Annotated in this window: 17 protein-coding genes; 4 read left to right on the top strand and 13 right to left on the bottom strand. The window is 71.7% G+C overall.

Translation table 11 applies throughout. The features are described 5' to 3' along the window. Positions 1-30: 30 nt before the first annotated feature. The 8 genes from ACFCZ1_RS16460 to ACFCZ1_RS16425 form a co-directional block, all read right to left on the bottom strand. Entirely contained in the window at positions 31-768 is a 738-nt protein-coding gene (locus tag ACFCZ1_RS16460; RefSeq protein WP_376678964.1) for a BTAD domain-containing putative transcriptional regulator, read from the bottom strand. 159 nt (positions 769-927) lie between these two features. Continuing rightward, positions 928-1,602, bottom strand: a complete 675-nt coding sequence (locus ACFCZ1_RS16455) for a ScbR family autoregulator-binding transcription factor (protein ID WP_376678963.1) — start codon at positions 1,600-1,602, stop codon at positions 928-930. Between the two features lie 203 nt (positions 1,603-1,805). Then, positions 1,806-2,828, bottom strand: a complete 1,023-nt coding sequence (gene fbaA, locus ACFCZ1_RS16450) for a class II fructose-bisphosphate aldolase (RefSeq protein WP_376678962.1) — start codon at positions 2,826-2,828, stop codon at positions 1,806-1,808. 341 nt (positions 2,829-3,169) lie between these two features. Continuing rightward, positions 3,170-3,733, bottom strand: coding sequence for an orotate phosphoribosyltransferase (gene pyrE, locus ACFCZ1_RS16445; protein ID WP_376678961.1), 564 nt, complete (start codon positions 3,731-3,733; stop codon positions 3,170-3,172). Between the two features lie 21 nt (positions 3,734-3,754). Then, complete coding sequence (locus tag ACFCZ1_RS16440; RefSeq protein WP_376678960.1) at positions 3,755-4,543, bottom strand: aldose 1-epimerase; 789 nt, start codon at positions 4,541-4,543, stop codon at positions 3,755-3,757. Positions 4,544-4,579: 36 nt separating this feature from the next. Beyond that, a complete protein-coding gene (locus ACFCZ1_RS16435) occupies positions 4,580-5,509 on the bottom strand; it encodes an SRPBCC domain-containing protein (RefSeq protein ID WP_376678959.1) in 930 nt (309 codons plus the stop codon). A 33-nt stretch (positions 5,510-5,542) separates the two neighbouring features. Beyond that, on the bottom strand, positions 5,543-7,186 hold the full coding sequence (locus ACFCZ1_RS16430; RefSeq protein ID WP_376678958.1) for a polyamine aminopropyltransferase: 1,644 nt from the start codon (positions 7,184-7,186) through the stop codon (positions 5,543-5,545). Positions 7,187-7,340: 154 nt separating this feature from the next. Further along, positions 7,341-7,889, bottom strand: coding sequence for a DUF2617 family protein (locus ACFCZ1_RS16425; protein ID WP_376678957.1), 549 nt, complete (start codon positions 7,887-7,889; stop codon positions 7,341-7,343). Between the two features lie 793 nt (positions 7,890-8,682). Between ACFCZ1_RS16425 and ACFCZ1_RS16420 the strand changes: the two genes are divergently transcribed. After that, positions 8,683-9,879: a pyridoxal phosphate-dependent aminotransferase gene (locus ACFCZ1_RS16420; protein WP_376678956.1), complete on the top strand. Its 1,197-nt coding sequence runs from the start codon at positions 8,683-8,685 to the stop codon at positions 9,877-9,879. Between the two features lie 76 nt (positions 9,880-9,955). On the opposite strand, the gene ACFCZ1_RS16415 is transcribed toward ACFCZ1_RS16420, so the two are convergent. From ACFCZ1_RS16415 to ACFCZ1_RS16405, 3 genes are all read right to left on the bottom strand, one after another. Beyond that, on the bottom strand, positions 9,956-10,144 hold the full coding sequence (locus ACFCZ1_RS16415) for a hypothetical protein (RefSeq protein ID WP_376678955.1): 189 nt from the start codon (positions 10,142-10,144) through the stop codon (positions 9,956-9,958). A 159-nt stretch (positions 10,145-10,303) separates the two neighbouring features. Then, positions 10,304-10,789 (bottom strand): prevent-host-death family protein, encoded by a 486-nt coding sequence (locus ACFCZ1_RS16410; RefSeq protein ID WP_376678954.1) that lies wholly within the window; start codon positions 10,787-10,789, stop codon positions 10,304-10,306. 155 nt (positions 10,790-10,944) lie between these two features. After that, complete coding sequence (locus ACFCZ1_RS16405; RefSeq protein WP_376679058.1) at positions 10,945-11,367, bottom strand: DUF3224 domain-containing protein; 423 nt, start codon at positions 11,365-11,367, stop codon at positions 10,945-10,947. 43 nt (positions 11,368-11,410) lie between these two features. On the opposite strand from ACFCZ1_RS16405, the gene ACFCZ1_RS16400 reads away from it, so the two are divergent. Then, positions 11,411-12,589, top strand: a complete 1,179-nt coding sequence (locus ACFCZ1_RS16400) for a hypothetical protein (protein WP_376678953.1) — start codon at positions 11,411-11,413, stop codon at positions 12,587-12,589. 13 nt (positions 12,590-12,602) lie between these two features. Here the strand turns inward: ACFCZ1_RS16400 and ACFCZ1_RS16395 are convergent, their stop codons facing one another. Beyond that, on the bottom strand, positions 12,603-13,148 hold the full coding sequence (locus ACFCZ1_RS16395) for a YbjN domain-containing protein (protein WP_376679057.1): 546 nt from the start codon (positions 13,146-13,148) through the stop codon (positions 12,603-12,605). 116 nt (positions 13,149-13,264) lie between these two features. On the opposite strand from ACFCZ1_RS16395, the gene ACFCZ1_RS16390 reads away from it, so the two are divergent. Beyond that, positions 13,265-13,465 carry a hypothetical protein gene (locus ACFCZ1_RS16390; RefSeq protein ID WP_376678952.1) on the top strand — a complete coding sequence of 67 codons (201 nt, stop codon included), beginning with the start codon at positions 13,265-13,267 and terminating at the stop codon, positions 13,463-13,465. Positions 13,466-13,508: 43 nt separating this feature from the next. On the opposite strand, the gene clpB is transcribed toward ACFCZ1_RS16390, so the two are convergent. Beyond that, the gene (gene clpB / locus ACFCZ1_RS16385; RefSeq protein WP_376678951.1) at positions 13,509-16,094 is read right to left on the bottom strand and encodes an ATP-dependent chaperone ClpB; all 2,586 of its coding nucleotides are present in this window, start codon (positions 16,092-16,094) and stop codon (positions 13,509-13,511) included. 128 nt (positions 16,095-16,222) lie between these two features. Here clpB and ACFCZ1_RS16380 point away from each other — a divergent pair, with 128 nt between their 5' ends. Then, positions 16,223-16,636 (top strand): pyridoxamine 5'-phosphate oxidase family protein, encoded by a 414-nt coding sequence (locus ACFCZ1_RS16380; protein WP_376678950.1) that lies wholly within the window; start codon positions 16,223-16,225, stop codon positions 16,634-16,636. Positions 16,637-16,638 lie beyond the last annotated feature (2 nt).

The following is a 16,638-nucleotide window of genomic DNA, read 5'->3' as shown; positions in this document are numbered from 1 at the left end:
CCGGGAGTGTGCCGCGCCCCGGCGTGGCCATCACGAAAGGGACGAGCAGTGTGTCAACTCGTCCGTCGGTACCGCCGGTACCGCCGGTACGGCCGTGGACCGGCCCGCATCGGCCGGTTCTCCGTACGCTCGGTATGTTTTGGCCCGGGCGACGGTCCAGGGGAGCCCGCGGGGCCCGGGCCCGGTGGCGGAGGGCCCGGCCGGCCCGGAGTGCGGTTCGCGGCGTCGGCCCAGGGCCAGTTCGGCCTCCGCCCACTGCTCGGCGACCGCTGCCCGGGTGGCCTCCAGGCCGGCGATCCGCTCGCTGAGCCGCGGCCCGGGGCTCACGCCGCCGAAGGCCGGACCTTTCCAGAGCCGGAGCGCTCCACGCAGTCGGCGGGCTGCCGTCTCGTAGTCCGCGCGGGCCATCGCGCGGTATCCAGCCCCCGCCTCGCGGGCGAATTCGTGCAGGTCACAGCGGCCGCCGCCGGTGTCGAGGAGGTAACCGCCGGGAGTCTGGACCAGGACGGTCTCCGCCGTACGGTGCCCGCCCGGGGCCACGGCGTCGGCCAGCCGCTCGCGCAGCCGGCGGACACAGGCGTACAGCTCCGACCGCGCGTGCTCCGGCGGTACGTGCGCCACGAGCTCAGCGGCGAGTACGGCGACGGGGACCACCTGGTCGGCGTGCGCGGCGAGCACGGCCAGGACCTGCCGCGCGGACGGTTCGGAGGGCGCGATGGGCACGCCGTTCTCCAGGACGTGCAGGCCGCCGAGTACGTCGATGTCCACAGTCTTCCCCCCGGGCAGCGCGTCGCGGAGCCCGGTCGGCGCGAACTCCCGCGAACTCCACCGCGAAAAAGCATACTTGGGATTTTGTTTCATGCCACTGCTCCCTGCGGATCAGCGGCCGGCAACCAGCGGTCATGGCCGGCGGCCAGTGGCTGGCGATCAGTGGTCGGCAGTCAGCCGCGAGGCCGAACAGTCGCACAGGTGGGCCCCGTCGGGCCCGTGCAGCGCCCTGCCCCCGCGGCCGGGCGCGGTGTCGAGCCGGATCGCCACCGCGGAGGCCACCAGGCTGGGCATCACGCTCGTGTAGAGCGCCGAGACCTCCCGGTCCAGGTCGAGCCCCAACGTCTGCGACATGACGTTGAGCCCCGCGAAGGACCCGACGACCAGCCGCGCGGGCCCCACCGGATCCACGTGCGCGAGCAGCTCCCCGCGCTCCTTCGCCTCCACCATCAGGGCGGTGTGCATGTCGATCCACCCCTGGTAGGGCGCGGCCCGGTCCAGGTCCCGGCCGTTCCGCTCCAGGGTGAGCCGCGTGCTGGCGCGCATCAGCACGTCGTGCCGGAGACGGTGCGAGAAGATCATGCCGATGTCGACGAACTGCTGCGCCCTGAACTCCTGTGGGGTGAAGGCCGGTTCCTCGCCCATCTGGGCATCGATCACGGCCTGTGCCAGGTCTTCCTTCGAGTCGAAGTGGAAGTAGAGCGCGCCTTTCGTGACGTTGGCGATCCTGACGATGTCCGACAGCTTGGCCGCGTCGTACCCGCGATCCTCGAACACCACGCCGGCGGCCTCCAGGATCGCCTGACGGGTGCGGACCGCACGATCCTGCTTCACCTGTGGTCGTTCGGCCCTCATGCGCATCCGTCCCGCTCCATGACCCGGTCGACGGGCAAACATGCCCCCGGGTACGTAATCGTGAGCAGAAGTTTCACACTCTCGCGAAGCCTCCGTCCACCGGCGGGAGACGGGAACGCCGAAGGGCCCGGCCGCCGTCGCGTGGGACGGGGCCGGGCCCTTCGGTACGTCGTGCCGCGGGACTACTTCAGCTTCGTGCCCGTGGAGCGCAGGTTCGCGCACGCCTCGGTGACGCGCGCGGCCATGCCGGCCTCGGCGGCCTTGCCCCAGGTGCGGGGGTCGTACTTGGACTTCGTGCCGACCTCGCCGTCGACCTTCAGGACACCGGCGTAGTTGGTGAACATGTGGTCCACGACCGGCCGGGTGAAGGCGTACTGGGTGTCGGTGTCGAGGTTCATCTTCACGACGCCGTTCTCCAGCGCGGTGGCGATCTCCTCGGCCGTGGAGCCCGAGCCGCCGTGGAAGACGAAGTCGAACGGCGAAGCCTTGCCGTACTTCTCGGCGACGCCCGCCTGGAGGTCCTTGAGGAGCTCGGGACGCAGGACCACGTTGCCCGGCTTGTAGACGCCGTGGACGTTGCCGAAGGAGGCGGCCAGCAGGTAACGGCCCTTCTCGCCCAGGCCCAGGGCCTCGGCGGTGCGGATCGCGTCCTCGACGGTGGTGTACAGCTCGTCGTTGATCTCGTGGCTGACGCCGTCCTCCTCGCCGCCGGTCGGGGTGATCTCGACCTCAAGGATGATCTTCGCGGCGGCGGCCTTGGCGAGCAGCTCCTGGCCGATGGCCAGGTTGTCGGCCAGGGTCTCGGCGGAGCCGTCCCACATGTGCGACTGGAAGAGCGGGTTCAGACCACGGGCCACGCGCTCGGCGGAGACCTCCAGGAGCGGACGTACGTAGCCGTCCAGCTTGTCCTTGGGGCAGTGGTCCGTGTGCAGCGCGACCGTGATGTCGTACTTCGCCGCGACGATGTGCGCGAACTCGGCCAGGGCGACCGCGCCGGTGACCATGTCCTTGTTGTACTGGCCACCCAGGAACTCCGCACCACCGGTGGAGATCTGGATGATGCCGTCGCTCTCGGCCTCCGCGAAGCCGCGCAGCGCAGCGTGCAGGGTCTGGGAAGAGGTCACGTTGATGGCCGGGTAGGCGAACTTGCCTGCCTTCGCCCGGTCGAGCATCTCGTTGTAGACCTCGGGGGTTGCGATGGGCATCTGTCCGCTCCTTGGATGTGCGGGGAGTGTGCTTATTGCGGGCCCTGACCTGGGGGCGACGTCATCGTCGCGCCTATCTTTCCAGACTCCGCGCGACACTCCACCCCGCCCGTCGCCAGGTACGAGCCGAACGGGCCGGGATGTTTCACGTGAAACATCCCGGCCCGCCGAAAAAGACCAGGTCAGGCCCTGCACAGCGCCCCCGAAAGACCCTCGTCACCAGTTCCGGCGAGGCCGGAACGAGGGCGTCCGGACCGTGAGACCTGCCCGTGAGGCGTGCCTGTGACCCCTGTCCCCGAGGCCTGGACGTCGCGGGCCAGGCGCCACTGTGACGACAGGGCCTAGGAGAGACCGAGGTCCTCCAGGAGGTAACCGGTGAGGTACGGGAGCCCCGCCTCGGCGATGGCGTCGGCCGCACCGCGGTCCACGATCGTGGCGACGGCGACGACCTCGCCGCCGGCCTCGCGGACCGCCTCGACGGCGGTCAGCGGGGATCCGCCCGTGGTGGAGGTGTCCTCGACCACCAGGCAGCGCTTGCCCTTGACGTCGGTGCCCTCGATGCGCCGCTGCATCCCGTGGGCCTTCTGCGCCTTGCGGACGACGAAGGCGTCCAGCCGGCCGCCGCGCGCCGCGGAGGCGTGCAGCATCGAGGTCGCGACCGGGTCGGCGCCCAGCGTCAGACCGCCGACGCAGTCGAAGTCGAGCTCGGCGGTCAGGTCGAGCATGACCTGACCGACCAGCGGAGCCGCCTCGCCGTCGAGGGTGATCCGGCGGAGGTCGATGTAGTAGTCGGCTTCCCGGCCGGAGGAGAGGATCACCTTGCCGTGCACGACGGCCTTGTCCTTGATCTGCTGCAGAAGCGCATCGCGGGTGCCGGACGGCGTTACTTCGTTGACGTCACTCATGCCCCCGAGCTTAATTGGGCGCTAACCGAGCCGGCGCCACGTCCAGGTCGTGGAGATCTCCAGCGGGTCCACGGGAGTGATCAGGCGCGGCAGGGTGTTCAGCCCGTTCGGCGGCCCCGACTGCGGTTCGACGCAGACCGCCTCCGGCTGCTCGTCGTACACGACCACCCATTCGGACCGGCTGGTGAGCCTCAGCTCCAGGGCTCCGGGCCAGGTCAGGGTGACGTCGACCCCGTCCGGCATGCCGAAGCAGTCGTCCCACGGGCCGGGCTTCGGGTCGATCCGGTTGCCGGTGGGGAGGTGGTCCTCACCGCGCTCCTCCTGCCACGCGGGGTCGAAGCCGATGCTCACGTCCCCGCCGCCGAGCCCCAGGTTGCGCCGGAACCAGGGGTGCCAGCCGGCCTGGGCCGGGAAGGAGTCCCCGTACGTCTCCACGCCCATGGTGAGGGTCAGCGCGTCCGGCGACAGCTCGAAGATCTGGGTGACGCGGCCGGGGTAGGGCCACGGGTCGGCGAGGTCGTACGTGAACACCGCGTCGGTTCCGGTGACGCGGGCCCGGCGCCAGGCCGCGTCCCGGCCGAAGCCGTGCAGGGCGTGCGGCGGGTGGTTGAGCGGGAGCTGGCGGACGGTCGCCCCGTCGCGGAACTGCCCGTACCCGGTCCGGCCGCACCAGGGCACCATCGGGAAGGACCCGTAGTGCGGGCCCTGGAGCAGCAGCTCCGTCCCGTCGATGCGCAGACTGCTGATCCGGCAGCCGTTCTCCTGGTCGACAGTCACCTCGGCGCCGCCGGCGCTCAGTTGCGTACTCATACGGTCGACCCTAATGGGGGTGTCGCCCGTACGAGCTCAGCGTCGGCGGCGCAGGGCCCGGCCGAGGACGACCGCCGACGCCAGGGCGAGGGCGGCTGCCGGGGCGAGCCAGCGCAGGTTGTCACCGGCCGTGGTGGCGGCGGGCGGCGGCACCGGGGCGTACCGGCCGCGCGGGGGCGCGTGGTCCACCTCCTCCGCACTGCGGCCGATCATGGTGCGCCGGGCGTGGGCGGCCTCGGCCGGCGGCCGAGGCGGGTCGCCCTGTTCGCCCGGCCCGCCGGCGAGGAAGGGGTCGAGGGACGGCGGCGGCACCTCGGTCTCGAACACGGAGGCGGAGACCTCGGTGACGTCGTCGCCGCCCGCCGCGCCCCCGCCGTCCCCGGCGCCCTCGATGCCCTCGGCCTCGGCCTCGGCCACGGGGTCGGCGTCGTCGACGCCGGCCACGGCGTCGGCGTCCGCCTGGGTGTCGGCGTCCACCTCCGTGTCGTGGGCGGCGGCCCCGGCTGCCGGGCCCGCTCCGCCCGCTCCCGCACCCGCCTGCGCCACCGCCACCAGCTGCTCGGCGGTCCGCTCCAGCAGCCGCTGCACGGCGGCGGCCGTGGCCTCGGTGGTGAAGCCCGCGGCGCGCCCGTCGGCGGTGCCCCCCGCGGTGAAGTCCAGCAGGGTCCCCTCCCCCTGCGGGGTCACCCGCAGCACGAGGGTCAGCTTGACGGCCCCGCTGCCCCGGACCTCCGTGCCCTCGCCGTCGACGGCGAAGAGGCCGGTGTCGCGCTCGGTGACGGACAGGGCGCCCCGATAGGTCACGGTGTGCCCGCCGACCCGGATCCTCAGCCTGCCCGACAGCGGTCCGGACCCCGCGTCGGCGTCCTGCTGGAATCCCGGCACGCACCGGGCCACCCGGACGGGGTCGCGCAGCACGGCGCGGAGGCTGTCTGCCGGTACCGGAACGAACACCTGATGCTCCATGCGGTCGAGCCTACCGACGAGACCCGCGCCCGGTCACGAATACCGCGGGTGCGACAGGGTGGACGGCGGCAACCCCTCCACCCGGGTCCGCTCCGCGTCGCGCGCGGCATCCTGCAGCGAGCGGGTCGACAGCGAGCGCAGCCCCGGCGTGTCGCGGTCCACGCGCAGCGGCGGCACCTGCTCGCGGGAGGCCAGTACGAAGCCCCAGTCCTGCGGTGGCGCGTCGCTGGCGCCCAGCGGCGTGCGGTCGGGTCCGGCGGCGAAGCCCGAGAGGCGGCCGCCCGCGCTATAGGGCGAGGTCCGCAGACCCGCCGCGCGCAGGGTGGACTCGACGGTCCAGTACGTACGCGGGCGCGTGGCCAGCGGCCCGGCGTGTACGGCGATCCGGCCCCCGGGCCGCAGGGCCCGCGCGGCCAGCCCGTAGAACTCCTGCGAGTACAGCTTCGTGCTCGGGGTGATGCCCGGGTCGGGGAGGTCGGAGACGATGACGTCGAACCGGTCCCGGGCGGCCGGCCCGCGCAGCCAGCGGAACGCGTCCTGCGTGACGACGGCGAGGCGCGGGTCCCGGTACGCCCCTGCGTTGAGCGCGGAGAGCATCGGGTCGGTGCGGGCGAGCCGCACCACCCCGGGATCGAGCTCGACGACGGTGACCGAGGCGACGTCCCGGTAGCGCAGCACCTCGCGGGCGGTGAGCCCGTCGCCGCCGCCGAGGACGAGTACCCGGGCGTGCGGGCCGGTCATGGCGGGGTGGACGAGGGCCTCGTGGTAGCGGTACTCGTCATAGCCGCTGACCCGCAGCCGCCCGTCGAGGTACAGGTCGAGGGAGCGCGGGGAACCGGTCCGCGGTCCGGTGAGCACCAGCTCCTGCACGCCGGTCTGGACGGCGACCCGCACCTCCCCGCCGTAGACCGCGCGGCGGGCGACCCGCTCGAAGTCCTCGGCGAGGACGGTCGCGCAGGCGAGCACGGACAGCACGGTCACGTTCGCGACGATCAGCGTCCAGCGGGCGCGCCGGCTCAGGTCGCGGCGGAACAGCCACAGCACGAGTCCGCCGCCGGCGACCGCGTTGACGGTGCCGGTGAGCATGGCGCCGGTGAGCTGGCCGAGCATCGGCAGCAGCAGGAACGGGAAGGCGAGGCCGCCGACGAGGGCGCCCACGTAGTCGGCGGCGAACAGGTCGGCGACGGCCCCGGCGGCGTCCTGCCGGCGGATGCGCTGGATGAGGACCATCAGCAGCGGGATCTCGGCGCCGATGAGGACGCCGATGACGAAGGAGAAGGCGACGAGCGCGGGCCGGGACTCCCCCAGCCAGGCGAAGGTCGCGTACAGCGCCACGGCCGAGAGGCCGCCGAACAGGGCCAGCCCCGCCTCGATGGCGGCGAAGCCGAACGCGGGCCGGTGGCGCAGCCGTTTGGCGAGCAGGGACCCGACCCCCATGGCGAAGACCATCACGGACAGCACGACCGACGCCTGGGTGACGGAATCGCCGATGAGGTAGGAGCCGAGGGCGAGCAGCTCCAGTTCGTATACGAGGCCGCAGGCGGCGCAGACGAACACGGTGGCCAGGACGAGGAGTCGGCCGGTCCGGGGTCGTACGGGCAGGGCGGCCGGGACGGTCGCCACGCCCCGCGGCTCCGGAGACGGGAGGACCCGACGCGGGACGGAACGGTCGATCATGCCCCGAACCGTACGTCACCGCCCACTCGCACCCGGTCACCCACATGAGTGCAAGTAGGCTGCCGGTCCGGCCAGTTGGCGTAACCGTGCGGCAACGCCGACGCTCGGGAGCGCCGTCCGGCGCCGACACGCTCCGGGCCGCTCCGGGCCGCCCCTAGCCCATCGCGGGCGTCTCCGCGGTGGCCGCGTCCGGGGCGCCGATCCGTACTGCGACGCGGGTCCTGGTGGCCACCAGCTGGCCCTCCTGCGGGTACGCGTGCCAGGTCCGCCAGCGCACCTGGTCCTCGTAGCGCTGCGCGAGGAGGGCGGTGAAGGCGTGCGGACTGCCCGGGAAGGTGCCCGCTAGTCCGTTCGGGTGGTCGGCGACCAGCGCGAGCAGTTCCTGGGCCCGTCCCGCGAACGACCCGCGGGACAGCGTCTCGACCCGCGCGGCGAACTCGTACTCCCAGTCGCCCACCCGCTTGGCCACGCCGAGCGGCAGCGGCGTACTGCTGCCGGGCATGCAGGCGACCGTCTCCGAGCAGAGCACCTTCCCCTCCTCCAGGAGCACCTGGTGGGAGGCCCCGAGCAGACGCAACTCGACCTTTGCGCCGGACAGTTCGAGGTTCAGTACGGCCAGGGCGGGCAGCCGGTCCCGACCCAGGGCCCAGGCGAGATCGGCGGCACGCGTGTCGGTATAGGTGGTCTGGAGGGTCGTGAGCATGAGTCGGCTCCGCAAACGCGCGAGGGAGATGGGCCGGGGCCCGCCAGCGGTAGTCAACGGGTGGGGGGACACCGGCACGGGTCCACAGGAAGTCCCGGGAGGTCCGGGGACTGGTCTACTCAACCGAGGGAATCATGAAAGGCACGGCACTCACAGCCGTTTTACCCAAGTTGACGGCGTTTACATCCCCCCGGGGGCTTCGCAGTTCACGTGTTCAACATGTTGCGTCCCGCGCGTCGTGATGCACGGGCGCGGCAGACGCGAAGCGGACCCGGGGGCAGCCCCGGAGCGGACCCGGAGCGGACCCGGAGCGGACCCGGAGCCCGGAAGAAGGACAGAGGCGGGCAGGAGAAGGCCCGGCGGACATCAGACCGCCGGGCACCTCGTCCGCGCGGTGCCGGCTGCCCCGTGTCAGCTGGAACCGCACCCCCCGCCGCCGCAGGACGACGATCCGCCGCAGGACGAGGAGGAGCCACAGGAAGACGAGCTCGAACACGAACTCGACGAGCCGCTCCCACCCGCCCACCAGCTGTTGTTGCTGCCGCCGGAACCGCTGGAGCCGCTGGAGCCGCTGCCGGACGAAAAACCGCTCTTGGCCGAACGCACCGCCACGGTCACGAGGACTGCGACGACCAGAAGCACGATCACAATGAAGACGAACACGATGCCCGCCCCCTCTCTCACACCCCGGTCTCCCCGGGGGGCGGGATCCCCGCGTCCCGCGTGAAGGGGGGATGCCCGCAGGCCACGCGGCCCAAAGCACACTTGAGCAAGTCCAGAGGTTCCCCCCAGGATGGCGCCCATGAGCGCACCCGTGAGCAGCGACCGCCCCTTCCTGAACCGCCGTCTGGCGGCCTTCGGCACCACGATCTTCGCGGAGATGTCGGCGCTGGCCGCCCGCACCGGATCGATCAACCTGGGCCAGGGGTTCCCCGACACCGACGGCCCCGCCGAGATCGCCGAGGCAGCCTCCCGCGCGGTCCTCACGGGCCGGGGCAACCAGTACCCGCCCGGCCCCGGCATCCCGGAACTGCGCGCCGCGATCGCCGCGCACCAGCAGCGCTTCTACGGCCTCGCCTACGACCCCGACACCGAGGTCCTGGTCACGGCGGGCGCCACGGAGGCCATCGCCGCCGCCCTGCTCGCCCTCCTCGAACCGGGCGACGAGGTCATCGCCCTGGAGCCGTACTACGACTCGTACGCGGCGTGCATCGCGATGGCCGGAGCGGTACGCGTCCCGGTCACCCTGCGTCCGCACGCCGGGGCCTTCGCCCTCGATCTGGACGAACTGCGCGCCGCGGTCACCCCGCGCACCCGGCTGATCCTGCTGAACACCCCGCACAACCCGACGGGCACGGTCCTGACCCGCGAGGAACTGTCCGCCGTCGCCGCCCTCGCCGTGGAGCGCGACCTCCTCGTGGTCACGGACGAGGTGTACGAGCACCTGGTCTTCGAGGGCGCCCACATCCCCCTGGCGGGCTTCCCCGGCATGCGCGAGCGCACGGTCAGCATCTCCTCGGCCGGGAAGACCTTCTCCTTCACGGGCTGGAAGGTCGGCTGGGTCACGGCGCCCCCGGAACTGGTCACGGCCGTCCGCTCGGCGAAGCAGTTCCTGACCTACGTCTCCTCCGGCCCCTTCCAGTACGCGATCGCCGAGGCCCTCGCCCTTCCCGACGCGTACTACGAGGCCTTCCGCGCCGACCTGGCCGCCAAGCGCGACATCCTCGCCGACGGCCTCACGGCCGCCGGTTTCGAGGTCTTCCGCCCGCAGGGCACGTACTTCATCACCACGGACATCACCCCGCTCGGCGAGAAGGACGGCCTCGCCTTCTGCCGCGCCCTGCCCGAGCGCTGCGGGGTGGTCGCCATCCCGAACCAGGTCTTCTACGACGACAAGTCCGCCGGAGCCACCCAGGTCCGGTGGGCCTTCTGCAAGCGGCAGGCGGTTTTGGACGAGGCGGTGGCCCGCCTCGGTCGACTGACTCGCTGACAGCGAGCCGATGGGAAATACGGACACAGGGGGTCGGCCTCAGGTTGGGCCGGCCCCTGTTCTGCACAGCGACGAGCTACTCGGTGTCCTTGGGGTGCCGAGTGGACGCGTAGACCAGGATGACGGTAGAGGTCTCCGGGCTGACGAGGTAGCGCACCCGGCCTCCACTCGTAACCTCGTACTCCCACTGCTCCAGCGCGGAGCCCTTCCACTCCTTGGTCGCAAGCCTCCCCCGAAGTTGGTGCTGACGGTTCCAGTTGGTCACGCGACAGCGGGTCGGTGCGCAGCGCCTCCAAGCAGCGGTGGGCGCTCGCAAGCGCCAGTCGGCACAGCTCCTCCCAGCCCGTCACCGCCTCCGTGGTCCCGAAGACCACGTTCCACCCGCTCAGGGGTGGAACACTGACGCGATCGCCCTTCTTCGGGCTCACTCTCGCACCTCGACCGGTCCCAGGTCGTCACCGTCCAGGGGGCGCAGCGCTTCCTTGAGCCGCTCCGGATCCGCATTGATACGCGCCGTCGCCCTCCAGGAGACGAGCGCGCGGTGCACGGCTTCCCTGGCTCCCAGCTCAGCCGCATCGGAAAGCGCTTCGAGCAGTTCTACGGTGAACGCGCGCATCTCCTCGTCATCCAGATGCCGCACCCACGGAAAGACCTCCGGTAGCGCCAGCAGCAGCGACCGGGCTCCGACGTCGTGCTTCATCAACGCGAGGAAGAGCCGTGATGCCGTCGTCAGGTTCTCCTCGGTGCGCTCCGCGTGCACGGCGGTCGTCAGCACCATGTCCGGAGCGTCCCGATGCGTGACACGCAGACAGCCCAGGGCGGCGGCCCGCGCAGCCACGGCTTTCGGGTTTCGGGACAGATCAGTGAACGAGACGGATTCCGGCTCGGCTCCCAGGTATGCACCGCTCATACTCAGACTGTACTCAGATCACGATCTGATTTCCAGGGGTGGGAAGTTCGTAGTGGCGGCGAGGCATCCCTTGGTCCGCGTGCCTTCCCCTTCTGCAAGAAGACCGAGGTCCTCCGCGAGGCCGCGGCCCGCCTGGGCGGCCTCCAGGCCTAGGGCTACCGGGCCGGCGGGAGCTCGTAGTCGAACCAGATGCGGTGCGTGCCGTCCTCGTCCACGCGCAGGCCGCCCGCGCCGGTGATACCGGTCAGCGCGGCCGTGCCGCTGCCCGGGACGATCGCGAAGTGTTCCGCGGCACGGGACGGCCCGCCGTCGGTGGCGGCCGAGTGGACGAAGTTGAAGGCGCCCCGGCGGCCGTCGAGGGCGCCCTCGAAGGACTCCATCGCGACGTAGCTGCCGACCCCCGCCTCCTGGTCGAACGCGGCCGTGAAGAGCGTGGACGAGCGGCCGCTCAGGGTGTCGCCCTCGTACCGCTTCTCCATCGTGGCGACGCCCACCGGAAGACCGGTCTCCACGGCCGGTTGCGGGGTGAGCGAGGCCGGTGTGAAGCTGACGACCTTGAAGGTGCCCGAAGCTCTCATCATCGGATGAGCGTACTCACGAAGAGCAGGAAAGTCGGGATACATGGCAACGGGCAGAGCCTCCGTGTCCGCGTCACCCCTGGAGATCCGCGCGGTGAAGGCGGTCCGGTCGGCCGCGCCGACGACGGTCCTCGCGCTCGGAGTGTTCACCGCCGTACGCGGCGCCGGGGTACTGGTCCTCACCCTCGGATCCTGGTGGGCCGGACGGGACCCGATCGGGGTCCTCGGCCGGTCGTGGGACTCCGGCTGGTACCTGGCGATCGCCGCCCACGGCTACGGCCGCACCCTCATGTGGCCCGAGACCGGCTCCATCCAGAGCGACTACGCCTTCTTCCCGCTCTACCCGGCGCTGATACGGCTCGTCTCCCCCGTCCTGCCCGGCGGGCTCGTCCCCGCCGGGATCCTCGTCGCCTGGGTCTGCGCGGCCGCGGCCGCCGCCGGGCTCTACCGGATCGGCGAACGGGTGATCGGCCCGCGCGCCGGGCTGCTGCTCGTGGGGCTGTGGGCGGCGCTGCCGCACTCCGTGGTGCTGACCCTCGCGTACACCGAGGCGCTGCTGTCCGCCCTCGCCGCCTGGACGCTCTACGCCCTGCTGCGGGGCCGCTGGCTGTGGGCGGCAGGTCTGGCCGTGCTCGCCGGGCTGACCCGGCCCACCGGCCTCGCCGTCGCCGCCGCCGTCTCCGCCATGGCCCTGCACGCCGTCCTCGTACGCGGATCCCGCGCGCCCGGGGTGTGGGTGGCCGGGCTGCTGGCCCCGGCGGGCTGGGCGGCGTACGTGCTGGCCGTCGGGGCGCGGACGGGCGATCCCGTCGGCGGTTACTTCACCGTGCAGCGGCACTGGGGCTCGCGCTTCGACTTCGGGCACGGCGCGCTGCGTTCGGCGGAGCGGGTGCTGACCGGCGGGCACGTGCCGCTCGCCACCACCGTCACCGTGGTGCTGCTGGCCGCGGCCGGGCTGCTGACGGTGCTGCTGGTGCTGGACCGGACACCGCTGCCGCTGCTCGTGTACACCGCGGTCCTGCTGGTGATCACCTACGGCGGGGCCGGCTTCTTCGAGTCGAAGCCGCGGTTCCTGCTCCCGGCCTTCCCGCTGCTGCTGCCGGTGGCGGCCGTCATGGCCAGGGCCCGGCCCCGCACCGCGGTCGCGGTGACCGCGGTGCTGGCCGGGCTCGGTTACGGCTACGGGCTCTACCTGCTGCTCGTGGCGCGCGTACCGCTGTGAGCGAGACCGCCGTCTACTGGCTGTCGTCGCCGTTCTTCTCGTCGTCGCCGTCGGCGGAGTCGATCTCCTTCTCCAGGCCGAACTGCTCGACGAGCCACTTGTCGAATTCGATGGAGGCGCGGACCCAGCTGACCGTGGAGGACACGAAGTGCTCCAGGCTGACGCCGGTGCCGATCAGCATCTGCGCCTCGCCGATCAGCCGGACCGAGCCGTCGTCGTGGGTGTGGCTGTAGACCTTCGGCCACAGGGTGCGGCGGTTCCAGTCATCGATCGATTCGAGAAGCTGCGGCTTCTCCTCGATCTTGTGCGGACGGTCATAGAAGGTCCGCACCGAGAAAACCTGCTGCTCGTCCTCGCCGCGGAACATGAAGTACGTGCGGAACTCTTCCCACGGCGCCGCGAGGTCGCCCTCGTCGTCGACGACGTACTTGAGTTCCATCTGCTCCAGCAGCTGCTTGACCAGATCCTGGTCGGGGACGACGGGGCCCGCCGGTCCTGTGGCCTGCGGATCGGGCTGCTGCCCTCCGAAGTTCGGAATCGAGGCCGGGTCGATGCTCACCGTGTACTTCCCTTCGTGCGGATACATGCATCCTCCCCCATCCCGCCCGCCTCGTGTCCACCCTGACGGCTCCGATCCGCTCCGGGCGGACACGAGTCGCCCGGCCGAGGGGGAACATGTCCGGATCGCGCCTGGTGAAGGCCGTTATCACGGTGTCCGCAGGTTCGGCCTGCCCGGTGGGCGCCGTCAGCGGGTGCGTGAGCGCCGGCACCTCCCACCCGCCGGCGGGCACCGCCGTCCCGGTGCGGGTCGGCCTCGGGTCCGGTCCCGGGGACGACGGGAGCGTCCTCGTGGCCGTCGGGGCCTTCGGCGTGTGAGCCACGCCGAAGGCCCGCTGCCCCGCCGACCCGGCCCGGAGGGCTACAGCGCCTTGCCGACCAGCAGGTCCTCGCCCGCCACGTCGACCCGTACGGTGTCGCCGTCCCTGACCTCGCCGGAGAGGATCTCCTTCGCGAGGCGGTCGCCGATCGCCGTCTGGATCAGGCGGCGCAGCGGCCGGGCCCCGTACGCGGGGTCGTTGCCCTTGTCCGCCAGCCAGGCCAGGGCCTCGGGCGTGACGTCCAGGGTCAGGCGCCGCTCGGCCAGGCGCCCCGCCAGGCGGCCGATCTGGAGCTGCGCGATGTGTGCCAGCTCGTCCTCGCCCAGTGCGGAGAAGACCACCGTGTCATCCAGCCGGTTGAGGAACTCCGGCTTGAAGCTCGCCCTGACCACGTCCAGGACCTGCTTCTTCTTCTCGTCCACAGGTGTGGACGGATTCATCAGGAACTGGCTTCCCAGGTTCGACGTGAGGATCAGGATCGTGTTGCGGAAGTCCACGGTGCGGCCCTGGCCGTCCGTGAGGCGGCCGTCGTCCAGGACCTGGAGCAGGATGTCGAAGACCTCGGGATGGGCCTTCTCGACCTCGTCCAGGAGCACCACGCTGTACGGGCGGCGGCGCACGGCCTCGGTGAGCTGCCCGCCCTCCTCGTAGCCGACGTAGCCGGGCGGGGCGCCGACGAGGCGGGCCACGCTGTGCTTCTCGCCGTACTCGGACATGTCGATGCGGACCATGGCCCGCTCGTCGTCGAACAGGAAGTCCGCGAGCGCCTTGGCCAGCTCCGTCTTGCCGACGCCCGTCGGCCCCAGGAAGAGGAAGGAGCCGGTCGGGCGGTCGGGGTCGGCGATCCCGGCGCGGGTGCGGCGTACGGCGTCGGACACCGCCCGGACGGCCTCCTTCTGGCCGATCAGGCGGCGGCCCAGTTCGTCCTCCATGCGGAGCAGCTTCTGGGTCTCGCCCTCCAGCAGCCGGCCCGCCGGGATGCCGGTCCAGGCGCCCACCACGTCCGCGATGTCGTCCGGGCCGACCTCGTCCTTGACCATGGTGTCCCTGGACACCTCGGCCTCGGCCTCGGTGGCCTCCGCCAGCTCGCGCTCCAGGGTCGGGATCTCCCCGTAGAGCAGCTTGGAGGCGGTGTCGAAGTCCCCGTCGCGCTGGGCACGCTCGGCCTGGCCGCGCAGGTCGTCCAGGCGCTCCTTGAGCTCGCCGACGCGGTTGAGGGACTGCTTCTCCTTCTCCCAGCGGGCGGTCAGGCCGCGCAGCTCCTCCTCCTTGTCCGCGAGGTCCTTGCGGAGCTTGTCGAGGCGCTCCAGCGAGGCCGGGTCGGACTCGTTCTTCAGCGCCAGCTCCTCCATCCGCAGCCGGTCCACCGCGCGCTGGAGCTCGTCGATCTCCAGGGGGGAGGAGTCGATCTCCATGCGCAGCCGGGACGCGGCCTCGTCGACGAGGTCGATGGCCTTGTCGGGGAGGAAGCGGGAGGTGATGTACCGGTCGGAGAGGGTCGCGGCGGCAACGAGCGCGCTGTCGTTGATGACGACCTTGTGGTGGGCCTCGTAGCGGCCCTTGAGCCCGCGCAGGATCGCGATGGTGTCCTCGACGGACGGTTCGGCGACCAGCACCTGCTGGAAGCGCCGCTCCAGCGCCGGGTCCTTCTCGATGCGCTCGCGGTACTCGTCGAGGGTGGTCGCGCCGACCATGCGCAGCTCGCCGCGGGCCAGCATGGGCTTGAGCATGTTGCCGGCGTCCATGGCGGAATCGCCGCCGGCGCCGGCGCCGACGACCGTGTGCAGCTCGTCGATGAAGGTGATGATCTGGCCGTCGCTGGACTTGATCTCGGCGAGGACGGTCTTGAGCCGTTCCTCGAACTCACCGCGGTACTTGGCGCCCGCGACCATGGCTCCGAGGTCCAGGGCCACGAGCCGCTTGTTCTTCAGGGACTCGGGGACGTCGCCCTTGACGATGCGCTGGGCCAGGCCCTCGACGACGGCCGTCTTGCCGACGCCGGGCTCGCCGATGAGCACCGGGTTGTTCTTCGTGCGGCGCGAGAGCACCTGCACGACGCGGCGGATCTCGTGGTCGCGGCCGATGACCGGGTCGAGCTTGCCGTCGCGGGCGGCCGCCGTGAAGTCGGTGCCGAACTTCTCCAGCGCCTTGTACTGGCCCTCGGGGTCGGGGGTGGTCACCCGCCGCCCTCCTCTCGCGTTCTCGAAGGCGTCCAGCAGCTTCTTCGCGCTCGCCCCCTGGGTGGACAGGATCTCGCCGACCGCGCCGCCCTTGGCGGCGAGGGCGATGAGCAGGTGCTCGGTGGACAGGTAGTCGTCGCCCAGCCCGCCCGCCCGGGCGTCGGCCTCGGCGAGTACGGCGAGCAGCTCGCGGGTGGGCTGCGGGGGCGCGACCGTGGAGCCGGTGACGCTGGGCAGGGCAGCCAGCAGCCGCTCGGCGCCGCCGCGCACGGCGGCCTGGTCGGCATCCGAGGCGGCGAGCAGGTCGGTGATGTTCTCGTTGTCCTCGCCGGCGAGGAGCGCCAGCAACAGGTGGGCGGGGGTCAGATCGGCGTGGCCGTCCTTGACGGCCCTGCTGGTGGCCGCGTTCAGCGCGGCTCGGCTCTTGTTGGTCAGCTCGGCGTCCACGGGGCGGCTTCTCCTCTCCGGAAGGGGTGACGACACCCCGACGACTCACTCTGCCTAACTCTGACATAAACAACCTATGCAAAGTTGAGTCTATTCCACTCAAGGCAGAGAGTCGTACTCTTCGGGCCATGTCCCATGACGTACTCCACCCGACGCCCGAGTACCTCGCCTTCTGGCGGGAACGGCACGTCTGCACGCTGACCACGCCGCGCCCCGACGGCACGCCCCACGTGGTGCCGGTGGGGGTGACCTACGACCCGGAGGCCGGCCTGGCCCGGGTGATCAGCAACAAGCACAGCAAGAAGGTCCGCAACATCCTGGCGGCCCAGGCCGGGCAGCCGGGCGGGGCGCGGGTCGCGGTGTGCCAGATGGAAGGGCGCCGCTGGGCCACCCTGGAGGGCCGCGCGGTGATCCGCACGGACGAGGCCTCGGTCGCCGAGGCGGTGGCGCGCTACGCGGAGCGCTACGGGCGGACGCCCTCGCCCAATCCCGACCGGGTCGTCATGGAGATCACGCTGGACCGGGCCATGGGCCGCGCGTGAAC

The sequence above is a fragment of the Streptomyces sp. NPDC056224 genome, from assembly GCF_042267665.1.
In the GTDB taxonomy this organism is placed as follows: Bacteria; Actinomycetota; Actinomycetes; order Streptomycetales; family Streptomycetaceae; genus Streptomyces.
Note: the sequence above shows the minus strand (reverse complement) of the source record. Positions and strands in the feature narration are given on the sequence as shown.

Bases quoted from the DNA above. Each gene is read 5' to 3' on its own strand.
- ACFCZ1_RS16435 (WP_376678959.1), bottom strand. From the start codon at position 5,509: ATGGAGCATCAGGTGTTCGTTCCGGTACCGGCAGACAGCCTCCGCGCC.
- ACFCZ1_RS16410 (WP_376678954.1), bottom strand. From the start codon at position 10,789: ATGAGCGGTGCATACCTGGGAGCCGAGCCGGAATCCGTCTCGTTCACT.
- ACFCZ1_RS16440 (WP_376678960.1), bottom strand. From the start codon at position 4,543: ATGAGTACGCAACTGAGCGCCGGCGGCGCCGAGGTGACTGTCGACCAG.
- ACFCZ1_RS16380 (WP_376678950.1), top strand. From the start codon at position 16,223: ATGTCCCATGACGTACTCCACCCGACGCCCGAGTACCTCGCCTTCTGG.
- ACFCZ1_RS16390 (WP_376678952.1), top strand. From the start codon at position 13,265: ATGTCCGGATCGCGCCTGGTGAAGGCCGTTATCACGGTGTCCGCAGGT.
- ACFCZ1_RS16405 (WP_376679058.1), bottom strand. From the start codon at position 11,367: ATGAGAGCTTCGGGCACCTTCAAGGTCGTCAGCTTCACACCGGCCTCG.
- fbaA (WP_376678962.1), bottom strand. From the start codon at position 2,828: ATGCCCATCGCAACCCCCGAGGTCTACAACGAGATGCTCGACCGGGCG.
- ACFCZ1_RS16420 (WP_376678956.1), top strand. From the start codon at position 8,683: ATGGCGCCCATGAGCGCACCCGTGAGCAGCGACCGCCCCTTCCTGAAC.
- ACFCZ1_RS16425 (WP_376678957.1), bottom strand. From the start codon at position 7,889: ATGCTCACGACCCTCCAGACCACCTATACCGACACGCGTGCCGCCGAT.
- ACFCZ1_RS16400 (WP_376678953.1), top strand. From the start codon at position 11,411: ATGGCAACGGGCAGAGCCTCCGTGTCCGCGTCACCCCTGGAGATCCGC.
- pyrE (WP_376678961.1), bottom strand. From the start codon at position 3,733: ATGAGTGACGTCAACGAAGTAACGCCGTCCGGCACCCGCGATGCGCTT.
- ACFCZ1_RS16430 (WP_376678958.1), bottom strand. From the start codon at position 7,186: ATGATCGACCGTTCCGTCCCGCGTCGGGTCCTCCCGTCTCCGGAGCCG.